Annotated in this window: 16 protein-coding genes; all 16 read right to left on the bottom strand. The window is 53.7% G+C overall.

Translation table 11 applies throughout. From position 1 onward, the window contains the following. Window positions 1-145: 145 nt before the first annotated feature. The 16 genes from prfA to ACO0K9_RS26655 all read right to left on the bottom strand — a co-directional run bounded on the left by prfA (window position 146) and on the right by ACO0K9_RS26655 (window position 17,716). The gene (gene prfA, locus ACO0K9_RS26730) at window positions 146-1,231 is read right to left on the bottom strand and encodes a peptide chain release factor 1 (RefSeq protein ID WP_422990216.1); all 1,086 of its coding nucleotides are present in this window, start codon (window positions 1,229-1,231) and stop codon (window positions 146-148) included. Window positions 1,232-1,333: 102 nt separating this feature from the next. Then, window positions 1,334-2,620, bottom strand: a complete 1,287-nt coding sequence (hemA, locus tag ACO0K9_RS26725) for a glutamyl-tRNA reductase (protein ID WP_422990214.1) — start codon at window positions 2,618-2,620, stop codon at window positions 1,334-1,336. 176 nt (window positions 2,621-2,796) lie between these two features. Then, window positions 2,797-5,196, bottom strand: a complete 2,400-nt coding sequence (locus tag ACO0K9_RS26720; RefSeq protein ID WP_422990212.1) for a CHASE2 domain-containing protein — start codon at window positions 5,194-5,196, stop codon at window positions 2,797-2,799. Between the two features lie 30 nt (window positions 5,197-5,226). Beyond that, window positions 5,227-6,945 carry a FecR domain-containing protein gene (locus tag ACO0K9_RS26715; protein ID WP_422990210.1) on the bottom strand — a complete coding sequence of 573 codons (1,719 nt, stop codon included), beginning with the start codon at window positions 6,943-6,945 and terminating at the stop codon, window positions 5,227-5,229. A gap of 55 nt (window positions 6,946-7,000) precedes the next feature. Further along, entirely contained in the window at window positions 7,001-7,693 is a 693-nt protein-coding gene (locus tag ACO0K9_RS26710) for a response regulator transcription factor (RefSeq protein ID WP_422990208.1), read from the bottom strand. Window positions 7,694-7,949: 256 nt separating this feature from the next. Beyond that, window positions 7,950-8,213 carry a cell division topological specificity factor MinE gene (gene minE, locus ACO0K9_RS26705; RefSeq protein WP_422990206.1) on the bottom strand — a complete coding sequence of 88 codons (264 nt, stop codon included), beginning with the start codon at window positions 8,211-8,213 and terminating at the stop codon, window positions 7,950-7,952. A 2-nt stretch (window positions 8,214-8,215) separates the two neighbouring features. Next, the gene (gene minD / locus ACO0K9_RS26700; RefSeq protein WP_422990204.1) at window positions 8,216-9,031 is read right to left on the bottom strand and encodes a septum site-determining protein MinD; all 816 of its coding nucleotides are present in this window, start codon (window positions 9,029-9,031) and stop codon (window positions 8,216-8,218) included. A gap of 69 nt (window positions 9,032-9,100) precedes the next feature. Then, on the bottom strand, window positions 9,101-9,880 hold the full coding sequence (gene minC / locus ACO0K9_RS26695; RefSeq protein WP_422990202.1) for a septum site-determining protein MinC: 780 nt from the start codon (window positions 9,878-9,880) through the stop codon (window positions 9,101-9,103). 248 nt (window positions 9,881-10,128) lie between these two features. Then, window positions 10,129-10,863, bottom strand: a complete 735-nt coding sequence (locus ACO0K9_RS26690) for an ABC transporter ATP-binding protein (RefSeq protein ID WP_422990200.1) — start codon at window positions 10,861-10,863, stop codon at window positions 10,129-10,131. A 1-nt stretch (window position 10,864) separates the two neighbouring features. Continuing rightward, window positions 10,865-11,713 (bottom strand): ABC transporter permease, encoded by an 849-nt coding sequence (locus tag ACO0K9_RS26685; protein ID WP_422990198.1) that lies wholly within the window; start codon window positions 11,711-11,713, stop codon window positions 10,865-10,867. Between the two features lie 27 nt (window positions 11,714-11,740). After that, complete coding sequence (locus tag ACO0K9_RS26680) at window positions 11,741-12,727, bottom strand: aliphatic sulfonate ABC transporter substrate-binding protein (RefSeq protein ID WP_422990196.1); 987 nt, start codon at window positions 12,725-12,727, stop codon at window positions 11,741-11,743. A gap of 49 nt (window positions 12,728-12,776) precedes the next feature. Then, the gene (locus ACO0K9_RS26675; RefSeq protein ID WP_422990194.1) at window positions 12,777-14,165 is read right to left on the bottom strand and encodes an LLM class flavin-dependent oxidoreductase; all 1,389 of its coding nucleotides are present in this window, start codon (window positions 14,163-14,165) and stop codon (window positions 12,777-12,779) included. Between the two features lie 16 nt (window positions 14,166-14,181). After that, entirely contained in the window at window positions 14,182-15,012 is an 831-nt protein-coding gene (locus tag ACO0K9_RS26670) for a MetQ/NlpA family ABC transporter substrate-binding protein (protein ID WP_422990192.1), read from the bottom strand. 27 nt (window positions 15,013-15,039) lie between these two features. Beyond that, complete coding sequence (locus tag ACO0K9_RS26665; protein ID WP_422990190.1) at window positions 15,040-15,702, bottom strand: methionine ABC transporter permease; 663 nt, start codon at window positions 15,700-15,702, stop codon at window positions 15,040-15,042. Then, window positions 15,695-16,504, bottom strand: coding sequence for a methionine ABC transporter ATP-binding protein (locus ACO0K9_RS26660; RefSeq protein ID WP_422990188.1), 810 nt, complete (start codon window positions 16,502-16,504; stop codon window positions 15,695-15,697). The genes ACO0K9_RS26665 and ACO0K9_RS26660 overlap by 8 nt, the downstream gene beginning before the upstream one ends. Continuing rightward, window positions 16,505-17,716 carry an acyl-CoA dehydrogenase family protein gene (locus tag ACO0K9_RS26655; protein ID WP_422990186.1) on the bottom strand — a complete coding sequence of 404 codons (1,212 nt, stop codon included), beginning with the start codon at window positions 17,714-17,716 and terminating at the stop codon, window positions 16,505-16,507. Window positions 17,717-17,789 lie beyond the last annotated feature (73 nt).

Below are 17,789 nucleotides of genomic sequence, written 5' to 3'. Positions count from 1 at the left end.
TCGGCATCCCTGATGCAAAGCACCCAAATTGACTGGTACCTTGCCTGGCTGCTAGCGAGTATCTGACAGTTTCAGGCCCTATGGCAATAAAAAAAGTGAAGGGCCAGGGAATAAACTGTAAATACTGGTTGATTGGCAGCGCAGATCAAATACCGTCTTCCCCCAACTCTGCCAGCAATTCTGCCTGGTGTTCTGCCACCAGTGCATTGGTCAGTTCGCTCAGGTCGCCGTCCATGATGAAGTCCAGTTTGTACAGGGTCAGGTTGATGCGGTGATCCGTCATGCGTCCCTGCGGGTAGTTGTAAGTGCGTATGCGCTCGCTGCGGTCACCGGAACCGATCAGGCTTTTGCGGGTTGCTGCTTCCTTGGCCTGTTTCTCGCGCAACTGGCCATCCATGATGCGGGTAGCCAGCACACGCATGGCTTGTGCCTTGTTCTGATGCTGGCTGCGGCCATCCTGGCATTCGACCACGATGCCAGTAGGAAGATGCGTCAGGCGCACGGCAGAATCGGTTTTGTTGATATGCTGCCCGCCAGCACCGCTGGCGCGGAAGGTGTCGATACGCAAATCGGCATTGTTGATGATTACGTCGGCCAGTTCGTCGGCTTCCGGCATGACGGCGACGGTACAGGCCGAGGTATGGATACGGCCCTGGGTTTCGGTGGCAGGCACCCGTTGTACACGGTGGCCACCCGATTCAAATTTCAGTTTGGAGTACACGCCCAAACCAGCCAGCCGCACAATCACTTCTTTGTAACCTCCCAGTTCAGAAGCCGATTCCGACATGATTTCGGTTTGCCAGCGGTTACGTTCGGCAAAACGCATATACATGCGCAGCAAGTCACCGGCAAACAGGGCGGCTTCATCACCACCTGTGCCAGCGCGGATTTCCATCAGGATATTGCGTTCGTCATTCGGGTCTTTTGGCAGCAGCATTTTTTGCAGATCACTTTCCAGTGTCTGCATGGTGCTTTTTGCAGCCTCGATTTCATCCTGGGCGAAAGCCTTCATGTCAGGGTCGTTGAGCATCTCTTGCGCTTCGGCGGTATCTGCCTGCGCCTGCTTGTAGTTGCTGTACAGGGCGACCAGGGGATCAAGTTCGGCATGCTCGCGATTGAGCTTGCGATAGGCATCCATATCATTGGTGGCCCCTTCCTGCATCAGCAGGTGGCTGACTTCATCCAGGCGTTCTGCCAGTTGATCCAGCTTGGTAAGCATTGATGGTTTCATACGGTGACTTTAATCGGCTATTGACAGAGATGGGGCGGGGCCCCATCAGGGAGGTGGGAGCTGCGCGCAACAATGCTGCGCGCCAGAGAGCGCAGGCAGTCGCTAACGCTTGGTGCGGAACAGTTGTGGCAGCAAAGCAGCGAGGCGGGCACGTTCGTCGCCGCTGGCTTGGTGCAGGGCCTGTTGCGGGCCATGCAGAAATTTGGCAGTGATGCCTTTTGACAGGGCTTCCAGTACGGTATCGATATCTTCACCACGGGCCAGCATCTTGCGTGCACGTTCCAGTTCCAGCAGGCGCAATTGCTCGCTGCTTTCGTGCAGGTCTTGTATCACGGGGACAACGGCGCGACCATCGATCCAGTGCATGAAAGACTGGACGCGGGTTTCAATAATGGCCTCGGCTTGCGCAACGGCAGCCTGGCGATTTTCCAGCCCGGATTGCACCACGGTGCCCAGATCATCGACGGTGTACAAAAAAACGTCATCCAGCTTGGCTACTTCGGCTTCGATGTCACGCGGTACGGCCAGGTCAACCATGAAGATGGGGCGATGCTTGCGCGCCTTGACCACACGCTCAACCAGGCCCAGACCGATAATCGGCAATGACGAGGCAGTGCAGGATACGATGATGTCAAATTGCGCCAGTTGCTGCGGCAAATCAGCCAGTCGTATGGCCTTGCCATTGAAACGATGGGCCAGGGTTTCGCCGCGTTCCAGCGTGCGGTTGGCGATCGTCAGGGATTTTGGGTTTTGTGCCGCAAAATGGGTCGCGCACAGTTCTATCATTTCGCCAGCACCGATAAACAGCACATGCTGGTCGGCTATCTTGTCGAAAATACGCTGGGACAAACGCACGGCAGCAGCCGCCATGGACACGCTGTGGGCACCAATTTCCGTAGTACTGCGGACTTCCTTGGCGACCGCGAAGGTCCGTTGGAACATCTGGTGCAGATAGGTACCCAGGCCACCGGCGGCTTCTGCCTGGCGGACCGCATCTTTCATCTGCCCCAGGATTTGCGGTTCACCCAGGACCATGGAATCCAGGCCGGATGCGACGCGGAAGGCATGTCTTACCGCATTGTCTTGCGGCAGGGTATACAAATGGGGACGCAAATCCGCATACGGCAGGCGATGAAAGTCTGCCAGAAAGTGGGCCGCAGCATCGACAGGATTGGCAGCGCTGCTGGCAGCATACAGTTCGGTACGGTTACAGGTGGATAAAATCGCTGCTTCGTTACCATGCACCAGCTTGCTACCATTGTCATGCCGGGCAAACCAGCCACGTGCAGCCACCACCGCCTGGGCAACTTGCTCAGGAGAGAAGGCGACCTTTTCGCGCAAGGACAGCGGCGCGGTCGTGTGGTTGAGGCCAACGGCAGACAGTTGCATGCAATAAGCTGAGGGAGGATATAAGCCTCCATTATAGCGCGTCGGCAGGGCATTTTCCCGGGCAGGGCTATTTGATGTGCATCAAGGACACTAACAACAGTTAAATTATGTCATTTTTACAACACACTACTTATTGTTGAATTTGCCATGTTATATCGGCACGGTAGATTTTGCTTTCAATCCAGATCGGCCGGGATTCTGATATGAAACGTCGTGCCTTCATTTGGTGTGCTGGTGAAATCTATGTGGGCCTGATGACGGTCAAGTACCGCCTTGACGAAGACCATGCCCAGACCCACGCCATCGTTTTTAGGCTGTTCATTGGTTTTGAATCGCTGGAAGCGCTGGAACAGCTTGTTCTGGTCGGCCCGGGTAATGCCATAACCCTGGTCCGCGATGGAGCAGATAATGGTGGCGTCTGCCAGATGCTGTTCACTGGTCAGCGAGCAGGTGATGGTGGTATCCCTGGGACTGTACTTGATGGCATTCGATAATAAATTGGTCAGGACCCGGGTCATCAGCGAGCGATCTACCAGTACCGGGAATTCTTCTTCCTGTATCTGGGTAGTGATGCGGATATTCTTGTTTTTGGCCAAAGACCACATTTCTTCAGTCGCTACCAGCAGGATGTCCTGGAAATCGGCTTCTTCATAGCGGTAGTTCTGGGATTCTGCACGCGCCAGTTGGACGAAATTGTCAGCCAGCCCCAACGTCGAGCGCGAAGCCTTTTCTATCCTGGACATAAATTCTTCAGTGGGCAGGGCGGTCGCACTGTCTTTTTGCAATTCCAGCAAGGCCAGGATAGATGCTTGTGGCGCACGCATGTCATGCGAGATAAAGTGCAGGGTTTCGTCACGGCTGCGTTCTGCCGCCCGTACGCTGGTGATATCGATCAGGCTGACGATCCATCCTACCAACTGTTTGTCACCGTTGTAACAGGGCGCGCTCTTGATCAGCATATCCTTGTCCTGCGGGTCGCGCACTTCTATACCTTGCGACATGGCCTTGGTGTGCTGGATATCAAGGATGTTCCACCAGCTAAAGCTGCTTTCTTGCGCATGCTCGGGCGGTGCCATCTTGGCAAACAGGTAAGGCACCAGTGCATCGTTCACCTTGGCCATGCCTATGCTGGCAAAATAATCGATGGCTGGCTGGTTGGATAGCAGCACATTGCCATCGGTGGTGGTGACCAGGGTGGCATCTGGCAGGCTGACCAGGCTGTCACTGACGAACTGACGCAAATCCCTGACCCTGTCCAGCGCTTCGCGCATGGCGTTGATGCTTTGTTCCAGGGTATCGGTCAGTGCGCGTGCGGGCTGGACTTCATCCTGATCGACAAATTCTGGCAGCAAATGTGGTTCCTGATCCAGTACCCGGAATTCTTCACCCAGAAAGCGAATTGCCGCTTCCAGCCGGCGCCAGCTCCATAGCGGGTAGGCAATGATCAGGGCCAGCAGGGTGGCGGTGGGGGCTACCCAGTAACCCAGGTAGCGCAGCGCCAGCCAACTGCCAGCCATGGCCAAAGTAGCGATGGCTGCCGTTGCCAGCAAGGCTTTTCTGGGTGACAGTAACTGATAGGCCGACATCGCCAGACCCACCGCCAGCAGGTTGAATATCAGGCCATAGAACAGAGGGGCTGGCACTATGCTGCGCTTATCCAGCAAGGCGGCGAGGACATTGGCATTGATCTCTACTCCCGAAATCATGCCCTCATTGCCAGACACCGGGGTTGGGAACGAATCGGCCATGGCACTGGCGGTCGGGCCTACCAGTACATACTTGTTCTTGAAAAAGGCTGGTAACACTTCACCCCTGAGTACCGCCACATACGGCACCGTCCGGAAATGCCCGCTGCTACCGGCAAAGGGGATATGCATCTGGTAATCACGCTGCCAGGTGCCAGGCTCAGGCGGGGTGTTGCGCAGCGAGGCGGCGAGCCTGTTGCCAGGCAGGTTGGTTTCGGTACCGGGGGTGATATTCTTGCCCAGGTCCGCCAGTGCCAGGGCAAAATGCGGCCACCATTCACCATTCATGCCTTCGCGCAGGAAGATGCTGCGTACCACCCCATCCTTATCCAGCTCCAGGTTGATATGGGCTAACTGGCGGGCGGCGCTGGCCAATATGGGTATGGGACGCACGGTCATCAAACCCTTGCCGGCGTTTTCTGAAATCAGCGGCAATACCACTTTATCGCTTTGGGTGATGGCATTCGCAAACGCCTGGTCACCATTGACAGTCTGCTCTGGATTACTGTCTTCGGCTTCGGTAAACACAAAATCCATGCCTATGGCCAATGGCTGGGCGGCGTCAATTTTCTTGATCAGTTCTGCATGCCTTGATCTGGACCAGGGCCATTTACCCAATTCGCTCAGGCTGTAACTGTCTATACCGACGATGATGATGTCGTCCCGGGCTGGCCGGGTATTGATCTGCATCAGTCTGTCGTACAACACCAGGTCGGCGCGTTCCAGTGTCTTGTAAAACAGCAGGCCCGCAGTCAGCAACAGCATCAGCACACTGAGAACCAGCCATTCTCTGAGGGCGATGCGTTCTACCTTGAACTGGCCGTTTGTCATATGCCGCTATCAGTGGGCTGCAACAAGGAATTAAAAATTCGTCCCAACCGCCGCCCCACCGCTGTTGATGGGCGAACCATCACCGCTGGTCCAGCGCTGCTGTATGGTGATCTTCTGGGTTGCCGAGAAGGCGCCGACATACCCATCCGGATCGGTTGAACGGACCCGGATGAAATAGGTGCCGGCCTGTGGGCGATCAATTTTCAGCTCTGCCTGGTCAAGTTCGCGGGACAGGAACAGCTTGGAGAACTGGGCATCCGTGCTGATCTGTATCAGGAACTTCTGCCCAGGCTCGGATGCCCAGTTGAACGATAACTGGTTGCCATTGCCTTCACTCGGCGGTGCCAGGCTGGTGACAGGCAAGACCGCAAACTTTTGTACGTCGCTGAAAGGCCCATGATCAGCTTTGCCCTCTTTTTGGGTGATGGTGGCGATGCGCCAATAGTAATTGCCATCGGCTGGCCGGTCGCTGCTGAACTGTACTTCCTTGATCTCATTTTTTTCGATCAGCAGGTTTTTGAATTCAGCATCTTTGGCTACCTGCAGATGATAGGCAACGGCATCACTGGCTTCTGTCCAGGCAAAGTCCAGGCGCTCGGCTCTGACTTTATTCTTTGGCTGCACGGTAAAAGGTGGCTCAGGCCGGGCTTTCAGCGTCACCGCCTTGACCAGCGGGAAACCTTCCAGACCGGCTTTGTCGATTGCCGTGATACGCACAAAATAATTGGCGTCCGCGAAACCGTCAAACTTGAAACGGTTATCCTTGAAGCGATTTTCTGCCAATACATTCAGAATCTCGGCATCTTTGGCAATCTGTACACGGTAGCCAGTTGCATCGGGATTTGTCTCTACCTGGAATTGCAGGGTAGGGCGTTCCTGCAACACATACAGTTCGCTCATCACAGGGGCGGGCAACAGATCGACAGCCTTGCCGACACCGCTGCTGCTGATGATGTTGCCTTTACCGGCAGTCAGCAATAATTCATCCGGTTTCTTGCCTGTTGTGCCCGTGGTATTGGCAACTGCAACGCCACCGGACAAGACTTCATTGGCAATGCCGTCTTCATTCACACCAACGCGGAAATTGGTGCCGCGCACGCCCGCCACCGCCAGATTGGTGCGGACTTCAAAGCGCCCCTTGTTACTGACCAGGGAAGTCACACGCGATTCAAGCTTGCCTAGCAATAAATTAACTTCGGTACGTGGGCTGCCGGTGTATTTGGTCTTGCGTAATTTGGTCAGACTGATCTGGCTGTTTGAGGGAATGGAAAGACGCGATTCATCAATCAGTGACAAAGTCAGAAAGCCATTTTTGTCGGTGGTGATTTGCGTGCCTTCCTTGATGACTGTGCCCAGGGCCAGGTTGCCGCTACTGCCATCTTTGGTTTTGTAGCTGGGGATGCCAGTCATGGCGATGACTTTTGCTTCACTGTCTTCCTCAGGCAGCAGTTCCAGCGGGATCAGGATAGCGGTACCTATGGGTATGGTTCTGTCGTTGTCAATCTTGTTGCGTTTGCCGAGGATAGTCCAGTTTCTTGTTTTATCGGTATAGCGCTTGGCAATGGCAGACAGGGTATCGCCCTGTACTGCAAAATAGGTCATGTCTGGTGGCGTGCTGATAAAACTGCCTGGTTCGCCGCCGGCTCCTGTTGTCTGGGCTGCCATGGATAACATGGGGAAGACCAGGACCAGGCTGAAAGCGAAACATACGGATATTTGTCGCACGAGTAGGGGGCGGGTTAGTCTCATGCGGACTCCTCGTTGGGTGATGCATTCCGGGCCGGCGTGTCACTGGCCCGAAGGTTTATTCTGGTGTCATTTGTTCCAGGCGATAACCGTAGCTGTAGACCGGTGCCAGGCGATACCCGTTTTCAGGACGCAATTCCAGCTTGCTGCGTACCCGGGAAATATGGGTATCCATCGTACGTGAGGGGATATCGACATCGCGCGACCATACTGCTTCCAGTATGTAAGCACGAGAAAGTGGGCGACCAAGATTGCGGAACAATAACAGGGCCAGGTCGAATTCTTTTTGCGTCATTTCTACGGGGACATCACTGACGCTGACACGGCCTGCACGGGTTTCAAACTTGTAGATGCCAAATTGCAAATGTTCTGATGTCGTCTGGGTAGGGTAGGCGCGGCGCAACAGTGCCTGTACCCGTGCCACCATTTCACTGCGGCGTATGGGTTTGATCATGTAATCGTCGGCACCCGCAGCCAGACCGGCGACGATATCGTCTTCGCCGGAGCGGCTGGTCATGAACAGTACCGGCAGGGTAGGCGAAAGCTTCTCTCGCACCCAATGCAAAATCTCGGTTCCACTCAGGTCTGGTACCTGCCAGTCCAGGATCAGCATGTCGTAACTTTCACGACGCAACTGATGCAGCATCTCTTTCCCGCTCAGGAATGGATGGGTTGTGTGCCCCGCAGCATTTAAAATGGTGCAGACCAGTTCGAGCAAATTATTGTCGTCGTCAAGTACAGCGATTCTCATGGAGTGTTACCGTTGATGGCCGGCAAATAAAGTGGAATATCTTCCATTATATCGAAAGCAAGTGAAAAAATAAGTAATTGTGAAGAAATGTGAATATTTCACGATTACAGGTGTTGGGTCTGCACTAAATTAGGCCGTTTTCCCTGGAATTTTCATGCCGGGGAGAAATAAATTGGCGATACAAATAGGTGCAGGCGCAGGGCAAGGCCAGCTTACCCCACCGTGTTGCCGGGGGATAAAGCCAAATGCCCGACATTTAACTACGCAATTCCAGCTCTGGTAACACCACGTTGACGTCCAGCACTTCCAGATTGCCCTGTTTGTCCAGGGACACCTTGATGTCTTCCGGTTTGACCTTGGTGTATTTCGAAATCACAGCGATCAGTTCTTCCCGCAAAGCTGGCAAGAAATCATAGCCATCGCGGCCTGTGCGTTCGCGTGCAATGATGATTTGCAGGCGTTCTTTCGCTACATTGGCCGTTTTGGGCTTGGTATTAAATAAAAAAGAAAGCAGAGCCATATTTATTTGCCTCCGAAAATGCGTTGCAGCAGGCCCGGTTTTTCATAATTGATGAAACGTAAAGGGACGTCCGTGCCTAAAAAGCGGGAAACCACGTCTTCATAAGCCTCTGAAACATCACTGCCCTTCATATGAATGGCAGGATTACCTTGATTAGACGCGTGCAGGACGGCTTCGGATTCAGGAATAACACCAATCAGGGGGATACGCAAGATTTCTTGCACATCGGTATGGGACAGCATTTCGCCTGCTTCCACCCGTTTTGGTGAATAACGGGTGATCAGCAGGTGTTCCTTGACCGGTTCGCCGCCTGCCTGTGCACGTTTGGATTTAGCCTGGATGATGCCCAGGATGCGGTCAGAATCCCTGACCGAAGAGACTTCGGGATTGGTCACCACGATGGCTTCATCGGCAAAGGTCAGTGCCATGACAGCACCGCGCTCGATACCGGCAGGCGAATCGCAGACGATAAATTCAAAATCCATCTTGATCAGCTCATTGAGCACGCGTTCTACACCTTCTTCCGTCAGCGCATCCTTGTCACGGGTTTGCGAAGCGGGCAGGATGAACAGGTTATCGCAGTGTTTGTCCTTGATCAGGGCCTGGTTCAGCGTTGCTTCGCCACTGATGACGTTCACCAGGTCATACACAACCCGACGCTCACAACCCATGATCAGGTCAAGATTACGCAGGCCGACGTCAAAATCCAGCACAGCTGTTTTATGACCACGCATGGCCAGGCCAGAAGCAAAACTCGCGCTGGAGGTAGTTTTGCCCACGCCGCCCTTGCCGGATGTTACAACGATGATTCTTGCCACAAAAAACTCCTTTAATCTATCCGAACATACTCGAAATTGAGGCTGCTAATCTCCAGTTTAACCTGCAGATTAGCCTGCTGATTTCACTGATGATACTTCAATACTGTCCCCACTCAGCTTAACTTGCGCCGGGTGGTGTGCCTGCAAGGGAGGGAAACCATTTTCAAAAGTACGGTAAATGCCGGCAATGGAAACCAGTTCCGGCTCCATCGTCAGGGCAAAAATCCTGGCTTCGGTATTGCCGGTGGCACCCGCCAGGGCACGCCCTCGCAAGGACGCATAGATGTGGATGCTGCCATCGGCAATTACTTCGGCACCGTTGTTGACTGAAGCAGTAATAATCAGGTCGGCGCCGCGTGCATAGATGCGCTGCCCGGCTCTGACCGGGGTATCAATCACCATGGCTGGCATATTGCGGATGATGACTTGCGGCTCGGCGACAGCTGGTGCTGCGTCTGGCACCACTTGCACCACTGGCACCGGTGCCTGACTCTGCGCCTGGCTGGCCTGTATTTCTGGTTCTGCCCTTGGTTTGCTGACGACATCAATGCTCAAACCATGGGCGCGAATGGTGGCATGATCTTCTTCACGCGCATGCCTGACGGCGACCGGGTTCAGGCCATGTGTCTTGAACAGGGGGATCAGCGCATTCCAGTCCAGTTCCTGGTCGGTGATGGCTTCGACATCGATAACGGCAAATTCATCATCAAAAAAATCGGGGGAACCCGCAGTCATTTCCTTCAATGCCGCTTCGACGGCAGGGAAGGACGATTCATTGAGTAGAATTGCAACAGCAACAACAGTAGAAATCTTGATCTCAATTGGCTTGCGCGTCGTACTGTTTTGCATAAAGTCCATGAAAAAGTGAATACAGCTGTCAATGCATTAAGCCATGTATTGTTGCCTGAAAGTATTAATATGTATTCATGACATCATTCACATGCAGGAACGAACAGCAAATTCGTTCGTAAAAGACTAATCCTACCAATTGATGGGCAGGATTGCAAAAATATGCACTTTTTCTTTGCAAAGCAGCAAAATACTTTTGCCGGATCGCATTTGTGTTATTGCTATTTTATTGCTACAGGCAATGTTTTTTAGAATACATGCGCTGCATGCAAGCTATCCAGAATAGCTACTTTCAATTGTGATGTGGCCGTTTCCGCACGGTCGCGTGGCCTTTGCAGCACTACCTCAAATTCCTGGTGCAGGCTTGCCGCAGCCTGGTCCATCAACACGATGCGGTCGCTCAGATACAGGGCTTCATCGATGTCATGGGTAACCAGCAAGATGGTCAGGCCATGCTCCTGAGCGATATTGATCAGCAAATCCTGCAATTTCATGCGGGTAAACGCATCCACGGCAGAAAAAGGCTCATCCAGCAGCAATAGTTTGGGGCTGGAAAATAATCCGCGGGCAATTGCCACGCGTTGTGCCTGGCCACCCGATAACTGCTTGGGCAGAGCCTGTTCATAGCCATGCATGCCCACTTCGGCCAATAGCCTGGCGACGCTGGCGCGCGCCCGGTCAACGTCGCTGGCGTTAAAGGCAATATTTTGTTCTACCGTCAGCCACGGGAACAAGCGTGGCTCCTGAAAGATAAAGCCGATATCCGGGTTGACGCCTGTGCTGCGCTTGCCTGCGAGTTCCACATAGCCATCATGACTGGTATCGAGACCTGCAATGATGGATAGCAGCGTACTCTTGCCGCAACCACTGGCACCGATCAGGCTGACAATGTCACCCTGCCGGACACCAAGCTGAAGATTTTTCAGTACGGTGCGCGTACCATAGCTTTTCTTGTCAATGCGCACTTTCAATAGCGGCTGCATCTTATTTCCCCGGCTGATAGGTATCGCGCCAGGCCAGCAGATGCGATTCCAGCCTTTGCATCAGCCAGTCGCTGCATTTGCCCAGCACGGCGAGGATGGCGATGGCTGCCAGTACGATGTCGGCCCGGCTGGTTTCGCGGCCATCCGTCAACAGGTAGCCCAGACCCTGACTGGCGGCAATCAGTTCTGCCGCCACCATGAACATCCAGGCCAGGCTAAGTCCATTGCGCAAGCCGGTGATAATGGCTGGCAAGGCTGCTGGCAACAGTATGCGTCTGATCATGGCGGCGGTTGACAAGTGATAAAGCTTGCCCACTTCTATCAGGCGCCGGTCCACCCCGCGTATGCCCGAAACCACACCCATGTACACCGGGAAAAATGCGCCTATCCCTATCAGCACCAGTTTGGGCGCTTCATCAATCCCCAGCCACAGCAAGAGCAGGGGCACCCATGCCAGCGAGGGAATGGCGCGCAAGGCCTGAAAGCTGGGATCAAGCAGCGCTTCCATACGTGCACTTAAACCCACCAGTGAGCCAGTCACTACCGCCAGACCGGCACCTGCAACAAAACCTATCGCCACCCGTAGCGTACTGACGCCTATATGCGTGAGCAAGCCTTGTTGCCCCAGATGGAGGATGGTCGTGAAAATTTCACTGGGAGCAGGCAATAGATTGGCGGCAATCCATCCACGACTGACACTGACTTCTGCCAGCACTATCAAAGCAAATGGTAGTATCAGTCCCAACAAAAAACCTAGCGTGGCCGATGTGGCTGGCGTGACAGCTCGTGGTTTGCTGGTAGCAGTATCAGCAGGTGTATCCGCAATGAGAGTGACGCTGGGCGATGGCATGATTAAATTGCGAGTGTGTTGGTGAATTTAAGCCGAGATCAGATCTTGGGCAAAGCGCGTATCAATCAGATCGCGTATGGTGCGGCTCAGATCAACCCCCGGCTTCACCAGGCCTTCGTCCTGCAAGATCGGTGCAGCCACCTGCAAAGCCTGTATATGTTCAGCCGATGGCAGGGCATGGCTGAAATCGCTGCGCAATTTGATTTGCAGCAAGGCGACGGGTAAGCTGACTTTGGCTTCTTCAGATAAAATTTTTGCTGCATCGGAAGGATTGTTGCGTACCCAGGCGCGCGCTCTTTCGTAAGCGCGCAGCACACGGCTCACTTCTGCGCCGTGATTATTCAGGAAGTCTTCGCGCACGTTCAAAAAGCCATAGGTATTGAAGGCGACATTACGATAAATCAGGCGTGAATTGGCTTCCAGTTCGCTGGCGGCCATGTGTGGGTCGAGGCCAGCCCAGGCATCCACCTTGCCTTGTTCCAGTGCAGCGCGACCATCGGCATGTTGCAGGCTGACGTGTTCAATGTCGGTACGTTTCAGGCCTGCGGTTTTCAGGGCACGCAGTAAAAACAGATACGGATCGGTACCCTTGGTGGCCGCGACTTTTTTTCCTTTCAAATCTGCCAGGCTGCGGATTGCAGAATCCTTGCGTACCACCAGTGCCGTCCATTCAGGGCGTGAAAAAATATACGGCGTCTTGATAGGGTTGCCATTGGCCTTGGCCAGCAAGGCCGCTAGCCCGGCAGTTGACCCTATGTCCAGGCTGTTTGCATTCAAGTATTCGAGGGCGCGATTACTGCCAGCGCTCAGCACCCATTTGATATTCGTGCCATCAGCCTTGAATTCTTCTTCCAGCCAGCCAAAGCGGCGCAATACCAGGCTGGTGGGGGAATAGTAGGCATAGTCCAGTCGCAATTCCTTGAGTGTGGATGTGGCACGGGCAAGAGATGGCAGGGCCGTGATGCCGGCGGTTGCCGCAACAGATGTCAGTTGTAAAAAATGGCGACGTTTCATGGTTTTCCTCGAAGATCGTGTTGTGTTTTAGTGGTGATGCAATGCCAGGCTAGGCAGCATCAGCCAGCGGGGGATTGATCTGTGTATTTCTGCCTATGTGATTTGCTGGCAGACGTGGCCCGCGCTGGAATAATTGCTGACGCAAAGTGCCGCTGCTGTAACGCGTCTTATAACGCCCGCGTCGCTGCAGTTCCGGCACGATGACGTGCACGACATCCCTGATGGTTTCATGTGCCAGCGCGAAAGTCAGGTTGAAACCATCGATGCCGGTTTCATCCAGCCATGCTTCCAGTTGATCTGCCACTTCTTTTGCATCACCTACCAATACTGGTCCGCGACCACCGAGGGCGATAAATTCTGCGGCTTCGCGCACGGTCCATTTTTTGCCAGGATCGGCAGAACTGAATGAAGCCAGCGCAGAGCGACCCGCTTCAGATTCTATGTAGTCGATGCTTGCATCCAGTGGCAGTCTGGAAAAATCAACGCCAGTCCAGCCAGACAGCAGGGCCAGTGACGCATCGATATCGATGTATTGGCGGTAATCCTGATATTTGGCGTGTGCAGCAGCGCTGTTTTCTGCCGTGATAATCAAGGCTTGCGCATAGATATACACATCGTCAGCCTGCCGCCCCGCAGCCTTCAATGCAGCGCGGGTATCATCGACATAGCGTTTGACCACTTGCTTGCTGGGCCCGCTGACGAAGGTGCATTCTGCATGTTGTGCAGCAAAGGCGGTGCCGCGTGCAGAATTGCCTGCCTGGAACAGCAATGGTGTTCTTTGCGGTGAAGGCTCAGACAAATGTATGCCGGGCACCGTATAGTATTTGCCATGGTGATGGATGGCATGCACATGCGCCGGGTCGGTATATATGCCACGCGCTTTATCGCGTACCACGGCCTGCTCATCCCAACTTTTTTCCCACAACTTGTAGACCACTTCCATATATTCATCCGCCAGGTCATAGCGTTCATCATGGCTGAGTTGCTGTTGCAGGCCCAGATTTCTGGCAGCACTGTCCAGATAACCCGTCACGATATTCCAGCCTATGCGCCCCTGCGTCAGGTGGTCTAGGGTAGAGATGCGGCGGGCAAAGGTGTACGGGTGTTCATAGGTCAATACACAGGTCACGCCAAAGCCCAGATGCTTGGTGACAGCGGCCATGATGGGTACCAGCGCCAAGGGGTCGTTCAGCGGTACCTGTATGGCATGGCGCAATGCTGCATCGGTATCGCCTGCGTACACGTCATACACACCCAGTACATCCGCCAGGAAGACTGCATCAAACAAACCATATTCCAGCAGGCGCGCCAGTTCGGTCCAGTGTTCGGCACTGGTATATTGATGACTATTGTCCCTGGGATGGCGCCACATACCGGGCGATTGATGCCCAACCGTGTTCATCTGGAAGGCATTGAAACGTATCAGCTTTTTTGTCATGGCCGTATTGCCGTACTTATTTCGCCGCAACTTCAAGCGCCTGCTGATAATCAGGTTTGGAAAACCCGGCGAAATGCTTGTTGGTCACCTCCAGAAATTCTTTGGAGCGATAGGCGGCTTCCAGGTCTTTTACCCAAGGTTTGCTTTTGTCTTCGGTACGTATGGCGACCAGGTTTTGATAGTTGGCCGAGATTTTTTCGCGTGCCAGTGCATCATTCAGTTTCAGGCCCGATGCCAGTGCGAAATTGCCATTCACAAAAGAAAAGTCTGTATCTTCCAGCGAGCGTGGCAGTTGCGCCGCTTCCAGTGGTATCAGTTTGATCTTCTTCAGATTGTCAGCCACATCTTTTTCAGATGCACGTATCGGGTCTATGTTTGCCCGCAATTTGATCCAGCCCAACTGATCCAGCAATACCAGCGCCCGTGCCTGGTTGGTTGGGTCATTGGGCAGGGCGATCGTGCTGCCTTCCTTGACTTCATTCAATGATTTATGCTTCTTGCTGTAGATGGCGATCGGTGCAGTCGGTACCTTGATCAGTTCTGACAATGCCAGTTTATTGTCGGTCGAGAATTTCTTGAGGTAGATGATGTGCTGGAAGGCATTTGCATCCAGCGCGCCTTCCGCCAGGGCGAAGTTAGGCTGGATATAATCATTGAATTCCACCACCTTGACTTTGTAACCCTGTTTTTCCAGTATCGGTTTGATACCCAGTTTTACCTGATCCGCATACGGTCCTGCGCTGGTACTGATGACCAGTTCTTTCGGGTCTTTGGCAAAGGCAGTCGAGGCCAGGGAAGTGGCGAGTGCAAGAGCAAGTGCGCTGAGTAACAATGGGCGACGGTACATGATGAAGTCCTTTTGGTAAATAGATAATTAGCGTTTGTCGAGAGCACGTGCAACGCGGTTCCCGGTAAATTGTATGAGCTGCACCAGTGCAATCAGCAGTGCCACAGTGATAAACATGACATCCGTCTGGAAGCGGTAATAGCCATAGCGAATCGCCAGGTCACCAATACCACCGCCGCCTACCACTCCGGCAACTGCGGAATACGACAGGAAGCTGATCGCCAGTACGGTCAGTGCCAATACCAGGCCACTGCGCGCTTCCACCAGCAAGACGCGAAAAATGATTTGTAGCTCTGACGCGCCCATGGCATGCGCCGCTTCAATCACGCCGCGTGGTACTTCACGAAAATTCTGTTCCACCAAACGGGCGAAGTAAGGGATGGCAGCAATCGACAAGGGCACGGCTGCTGCCAGCGGGCCAATCGATGTACCGACCAGCAAGCGCGTGAACGGCACCAGTGCCACCAGCAAAATGATGAAGGGGAAGGAGCGTATAGTATTCACCAACCACCCCAAGACGACGGCCAGTGGGCGGTTTTGTAGTGACTGCCCATCCGCTACCAGAAAAAGAAGAATACCCAAAGGGCCACCTATCACCACTGCGGCAGTCAGGCCTATGGCCAGCATGGTGAAAGTCTGCAAGATAGCCGTGCCCAATTCAGGCAGCAGTGAAATCAGGTTTTCAAGCATGGTTTAATTCCTTCCACTGCGCATTGCTGCCCGCTTCCTGGCCATGAAAGGCCAGTTCACGACCAAGTGCCGTTTTGCGCAACACGCCGGTATCTGCCAGCGAAAAACTCTCGGCAATTCCACCATCTTCTATTACGGCCACCTTGTTACAGATGGTACTGAGTACTGACAGCTCATGACTGACGATGACGATGCTGACGCCCAGGCGCTGATTGATATCGCGCAAGGTATCCAGCACTTCACGGGTGGTTTCGGCATCCAGGGAAGAGGTTGGTTCATCGCACAAGACCACATTGGGTTTGCTGGCCAGCGCACGGGCAATCGCCACGCGTTGTTTTTGCCCGCCTGATAATTGTGCCGGGTAACGGTCTGCCTTGTTGGCGAGGCCGACGATGTCCAGGCATTCGGCAACACGCAGTGCAATTGCCTGTTTGCTTTGCTTTGTATGTATCCTCAATGGGAAGGCAACATTCTCAAACACAGTGGCGTTTTGCAACAGGTTGAATTGCTGGAAAATCATACCTATGTTTTGCCTGGCTATTCTTAGCTCGGTCTTGCTTAGTCTGGTGAGTTCCTGGTTGGCGACGATGACTTCGCCGCTATCCGGGCGTTCGAGTAAATTGATCAGGCGCAGCAGTGTCGATTTCCCTGCACCGCTTTTTCCTATCAAACCGTAGATATCATCCTGGGCAATGTCCAGGCTGACAGATTTGACCGCCTGGAAAAGTGTACCGTCCGCCAGTGGAAATGCCTTGCTGACCGATTTGATTTGTATGATGGGGGCGTTCACTATCGGTACCATTCAGGAATAGGCCGTGGGTTCAGGGAAACTGCCATTCAGTACAAAGCGACCAAGATCACGCAATTTGTAGTCGATAGGGTCATGCAGGGTATGCACCCTGACATTACGCCAGTAACGGTCATAGCCGTAACGTGCCGAAGTCGAACGGGCACCTGTCAATTCAAACATTTGCGAACTGACCTCGATACCGGCATGGTGGGCCAGGCATTTTGCTTCCGCTACCGAGATGGCCAGTGCCCCTCGGGTTTCGGCAGTGACTAGCGGCCCCTGGCGAAAAGCCTGTTCCAGCGCAAACGCCGCCTGATCTGCCAGTACCACAGCCGGGCGTAACAGCAACCATAATTCGCCATAGCGATGCTGTATGAAAGGGTCTTCAGTCGCTTTATCGACAGCGGCAGCAAACCATGCTCTCGATTGTTCTTGCGTGTACTGGCGGGCACTGTCAAATGCCCCCAGGCCAATTCCCAGATACAGATTCGCCATAATGAGCTGCGCAACTTGCGAGCGCAATGTTGCCTGTGGAGTGGGGTTTTGCCCTGGTGGCTGCAATATCAGTTCGGTTGGAAGCAAGACATCATCAAAATGCACATTGCCGCTGTCAGTTTGTTTTTGACCAAAGGCATCCCAGTCAGCCTGTATGGCAATACCTTTCTGTTTGCTGGGTATCACTGCGATCAATGCACTTTCAGTGGCGACATCCCAGGCTGAAATCGTCAGCCAGTCAGCACCGACAGAGCCAGATGAAAAACTCTTGATGCCATTTAACAGATAGCCATCCTCAGTCTTTTTTGCTGTTGTTCTTTGGTCCAGCGGATTGAGCGCATTACCCCAGAACAGTTGCTGTTCCACCGTTGCGCTCAACAGGCTGCGCTGTTGCTGCGCATTGCCGTACAGTTGTATACCGGCCAACTGCAAGTGATGAAAGGCAAACACATGGGCCAGCGCACTATCAGCTTTTGCCAGCACACGTATGACCTGAAAGACCGCCGGCCAGTCTGCACCTTGCCCGCCGAATTCACGCGGTATGGATAAAGTCAGTAAGCCGGAATCACGTATCCATTCGCGCTCCTGCTGGGCATGGCCGCCGACGCGATCACGTTCCACGGCAGTGCTTGCCAGGCGATGGGCCAACGCCGTTGCGATGGCAAGCACGCTGTCGTGCTGATCGCTGGATGAAGTGGGCGTGGCTTGTCGGTGCAAGGCAAAAGACATGGTGAACCTGATGTTGAAGACAATGTGGAAAACCAGTATTACATTGCCTGCCCAGCACGTACACGAACAAATC

Source organism: Undibacterium sp. Ji50W (genome assembly GCF_049340445.1).
Classification (GTDB): domain Bacteria; phylum Pseudomonadota; class Gammaproteobacteria; order Burkholderiales; family Burkholderiaceae_D; genus Undibacterium.
This window is presented reverse-complemented; position numbering and strand designations above follow the sequence as displayed.